The organism is Nocardia sp. NPDC049707, from assembly GCF_040674855.1.
Lineage (GTDB): Bacteria > Actinomycetota > Actinomycetes > Mycobacteriales > Mycobacteriaceae > Nocardia.
This window is the reverse complement of record NZ_JBFANN010000109.1, coordinates 1-3,586: the sequence shown is the minus strand read 5'-3', so window position 1 is coordinate 3,586 and position 3,586 is coordinate 1. Positions and strand designations below refer to the sequence as shown.

Below are 3,586 nucleotides of genomic sequence, written 5' to 3'. Positions count from 1 at the left end.
ATTCCGATTCTCATGATGTCGACCTCCTTCGGTAGCGCGTGGATAGCGGCCGGCTTTCGATGGGCTGATGGCCCCCGCACTATGGCGGCCACACTCCCGCGCTCGCTCGCCCCGGGTGTCGGCGGCATCGAACAACGCCTGAACCTTGTCGTAGGGCAACGGCCGTCGACCAGGCTGCTCCTCGGAATGAACAATCGAGTTGCCGTCGTGGAACACCTGCTGCGGCACCGATCCTGGCCGCTCTCGGCAGACCGCCGGCCACCAACAACGGGAGACGGATGAAGTCCTCCACGTCGACCGGTTCTCATTGCCCCGGATACGACTTCGCGAACTCACCCATCCTGCGGATGAGCGCGATCAGCGGCCGAAGCGCCCTTACTCAGCACGCGCCACACCACCCTCGGGCGCATGAGTGAGGTCGGTGGGTCGAGCAGCGCCATCACCCGCCCGAGCTGCGCCGCGACCAAGCCGTCGCGGGTGGCTGCGGACGTGACTCTATTCATCAGGCCGGCCCGCAGCCGTTCGGCGCGGGATGTCTTCGACGGGTCGGCGTCGGCGACCATCTGCCATGGGCCTGCCACGATGCGCGCTGCTGCTGGGAAGAATCGCCGGGGCAGGTCGTGCCGTCCCTTTGCGAGGCAACGCCGCAGCGCGACCGCCTCCAGTGCCGCCACGGTCAGGCCCTGCGCATACAGCGGGTTGAGGCTGCACACGGCATCCCCTGTCACGATCAAGCCGTCCGGGAGGCGATGCAGTCGTTCGTAATGCCGCCACGTCGCAGTTGGACCTCCGTGCCGCGGCAGCCCAACGCGGCTACGACGCGACGACGGCTCGCTTGGTCGGCGAATTGCGGGCCGCCAGCGCCGAGTTCGCCCGCCTCTGGGATGCGCATCACGTGTTTCAGCTGCGGCCGGGGTTCGAGCTGCTGCAGCATCCACGGGCCGGAGCGCTGCCTCTGGAATGCGGTGTCCTGCAGGGTCGGGCGCCCGGCCAGCGGCTGATTCTGTTCCGTGCGGCCCCGGGCACCCCGGCCGGGCGCCGGCTGGCCACCCTGGTCCAGCCGGCCGCCGCGGACTCATGACGGGGTGATGTCCACCCCCCGCTTGCCGGTGCAGCCTCCCACCTCGCACTGCGCCTCGCCGCGGACGGAGCGAACGTCGTCGTCAATTACAAGAACAACGACGAGGCCGCCGAGCAGGTCGCTTCCATGATCGAAGCGGCCGGTGGTCAGGCCATCGTCGTGCAGGCGGTTGCTCGTAATCTGTTGTGCCATGGCGGATCGGCGCCGGCCGGGGCGATCACGGTGAGGACCGGACACTCAGCGGCCGGGTACGGGGAGTGGGGTGGCGGTGAAGACGTTGTCGGGGTCGATCCGAGCCTTGATCGCCAGCAGCCTCCCGGCCCCGGCCCCGTATGCGTCGCGGACCTGGTCGATGTCGTCGGGGCCGAGCAGGTTCGGGTATCCCCCGAGCATGGCGTCGTCGGCGAGCGAGGCGTGCACCCGGTCCGCCCACGCGGCGTCCGGGGGGCCACCGGCCTCCCACATGCCGACAATCTCGATCATCTGGTGCGGTCGTCGCTCGCCAAACGCCGCCTCGGTGACGGGGAACCGGGTCGCCGCGCCGTGGAAGGGGTGGATCGACACCGCCGACAAGGGCGAGCACCGGGAAGAGCCGGCTTCGACCAAGCTGCGGACCACCCGCGGGGTGAAGGACGCGACGTTGCGTGTGCGCAAGTGCGCGTGCCGCCCCGCCGGGAACGACTCCGCCACCCCGGCGATCATCGCGTGCCAGGCGGTCGGCCCGATCTGCGAGGAGATCGGGTCACCCAGAGCGCTCACTGGGGCCGTGGCCTCAGGGCCTCGCTCGGGGGCGCCGCTCCAGGTCGGCATGACCGCCACGAACGGCACTCCGTCGGGTCCACTCGCGATGATCGTCTGCACGCTGAGCTCGTCGGGGGCCGAGGTGAGCAGCGGGTCGAGCCGGGTCAGTACCGATTCCGCCTGCACCCATGGGTAGACCACCATCCCGCTGTACACCGGGTCGATACGGTGCAGCCGCACAACCGCGGAGGTGACGACCCCGAAGTTGCCGCCGCCGCCGCGTAGGGCCCAGAGCAGGTCCGGCTCATGCTCCGCGTCGACGGCGCGCACAGCCCCGTCGGCGGTGACGAGTTCGGCGGAGAGGAGATTGTCGCAGGCCAGTCCGAACCGCCCCGCCAGCGGGCCGTAGCCACCGCCCAAACTCAACCCGAGCATGTGCACCAACCCGACCGTGCCGGTCACCGGCGTCAGGCCGTGCGACTCGGTCTCCCGGGCCAGCGCGTCCGAACGGGCACCGCCACCGATCCGAGCGGTCCGCGCCTCGACGTCTATCTCGATAGTGGTCATCTCCGAGACGTCGATGACCAGGCCACGGTCGCGTACTGCTCGGCCGAGCCAGTCGTTGCCCCCGCTGAACACCGACAACGGCAGCCCGAGCGCGTGAGCGATCCGGACGGCGGCCTGGACGTCGGTGGTGGTTCGGCACCGGGCGACGTAGGCCGCCCGCGACGACACGGCCGCGTTCCACATCGGAACGGCCGCCTCCGCGACCAGCCGTGCGGGATCCAAACCGTGGGCGCTCGCCACGTCCTCGGATGAGATGATCACAGGCGCTGCCTTCTTCGGCGTTGTTCCACACGCCGACCCGATGGTCGGCGGCGCAACCTGAGTCCGCCATGGCCTATCGTCTCGGCCCGGTGCTTGGGTAACCTTGCCCCAGGGTAGTCCTGCGGCCACCAGCAGGTTGCGGCCAGAGCGGCGCGGGCCAAAGCACGGCGTCTTCGACCGAATGATGAAAGACCATCGTTTTTTCGATGTTCGGGCTCAGGATAAGGCGGTTGAGGCGCCGCAACGTCTTTCGGGCCGAATTTCTTGGCGTAACTCCGCCCAGGCTCATGCAGGACATCCTGGCGCTTGGGTGAGGGGACCTCGACCTCCGAATCCGCTGATGAAGAGTTAGATGACAGTAGATACGGCGCGTCGGTACCAGCGCCGACCCGGCGGTCCTCGTACGCTTCGACCATGGAGCTGCGCGGGAAGCGGGTGTTGATCACCGGGGCTTCACGAGGCATCGGCGAGTCTTTCGCCCATGCGTTCGCGGGGGCGGGGGCCGCGGTCGCACTCGTTGCTCGGACCGAGGACTCCATTCGGGTGCTCGCTGAAAAGCTAGGTGGCACCGCCCATCCCGCCGACCTCTCGGACCCCAAGCAGGTCGACGCCCTCATCAGCCACGTGGAGGACGAAGCCGGGCCGGTCGATGTTCTGGTGAATAACGCCGGCATTGGGGCCCCTGCCGCCTTCATCGATGCGCCTGATAACGACCTTCGCCGGGTCACCGAGGTCAATTACCTGGCCGCGGCCGAGCTTTGTCGGCAGGCCATCCCCCGGATGCTTCGGCGCGGCGGCGGCCACATCGTGAACATCTCCTCGATCGCCGGCTGCGGTGCCATGTGAGGTTCACCCCGGGGAGTGGACACTGAGTTAGCGGGATGGTTGTTCCTGCTGGTTAGGATGTCTGCATGCCTCCTCGTAAGCGTCGGTCGT

The 3,586-nt window shown here is 68.6% G+C and carries 5 protein-coding genes; 2 read left to right on the top strand and 3 right to left on the bottom strand.

Going from position 1 to position 3,586, the window contains the following annotated elements; translation table 11 throughout:
* Positions 1–332: 332 nt before the first annotated feature.
* A complete protein-coding gene (locus AB0J29_RS37040; protein ID WP_364796016.1) occupies positions 333–728 on the bottom strand; it encodes a hypothetical protein in 396 nt (131 codons plus the stop codon).
* 53 nt (positions 729–781) lie between these two features.
* Between AB0J29_RS37040 and AB0J29_RS37035 the strand changes: the two genes are divergently transcribed.
* A complete protein-coding gene (locus AB0J29_RS37035; RefSeq protein WP_364796013.1) occupies positions 782–1,081 on the top strand; it encodes a hypothetical protein in 300 nt (99 codons plus the stop codon).
* On the opposite strand, the gene AB0J29_RS37030 is transcribed toward AB0J29_RS37035, so the two are convergent.
* Positions 1,076–1,273, bottom strand: a complete 198-nt coding sequence (locus tag AB0J29_RS37030) for a hypothetical protein (protein ID WP_364796010.1) — start codon at positions 1,271–1,273, stop codon at positions 1,076–1,078. The genes AB0J29_RS37035 and AB0J29_RS37030 overlap by 6 nt on opposite strands.
* A gap of 45 nt (positions 1,274–1,318) precedes the next feature.
* Entirely contained in the window at positions 1,319–2,650 is a 1,332-nt protein-coding gene (locus AB0J29_RS37025; RefSeq protein WP_364796007.1) for an FAD-binding oxidoreductase, read from the bottom strand.
* 414 nt (positions 2,651–3,064) lie between these two features.
* Between AB0J29_RS37025 and AB0J29_RS37020 the strand changes: the two genes are divergently transcribed.
* Positions 3,065–3,496, top strand: coding sequence for an SDR family NAD(P)-dependent oxidoreductase (locus tag AB0J29_RS37020; RefSeq protein ID WP_364796004.1), 432 nt, complete (start codon positions 3,065–3,067; stop codon positions 3,494–3,496).
* The last annotated feature ends 90 nt before the right edge of the window (positions 3,497–3,586 follow it).

Coding starts and splice junctions, on each gene's coding strand:
- AB0J29_RS37020 (WP_364796004.1), top strand. CDS start 3,065: ATGGAGCTGCGCGGGAAGCGGGTGTTGATCACCGGGGCTTCACGAGGC.
- AB0J29_RS37030 (WP_364796010.1), bottom strand. CDS start 1,273: ATGGCACAACAGATTACGAGCAACCGCCTGCACGACGATGGCCTGACC.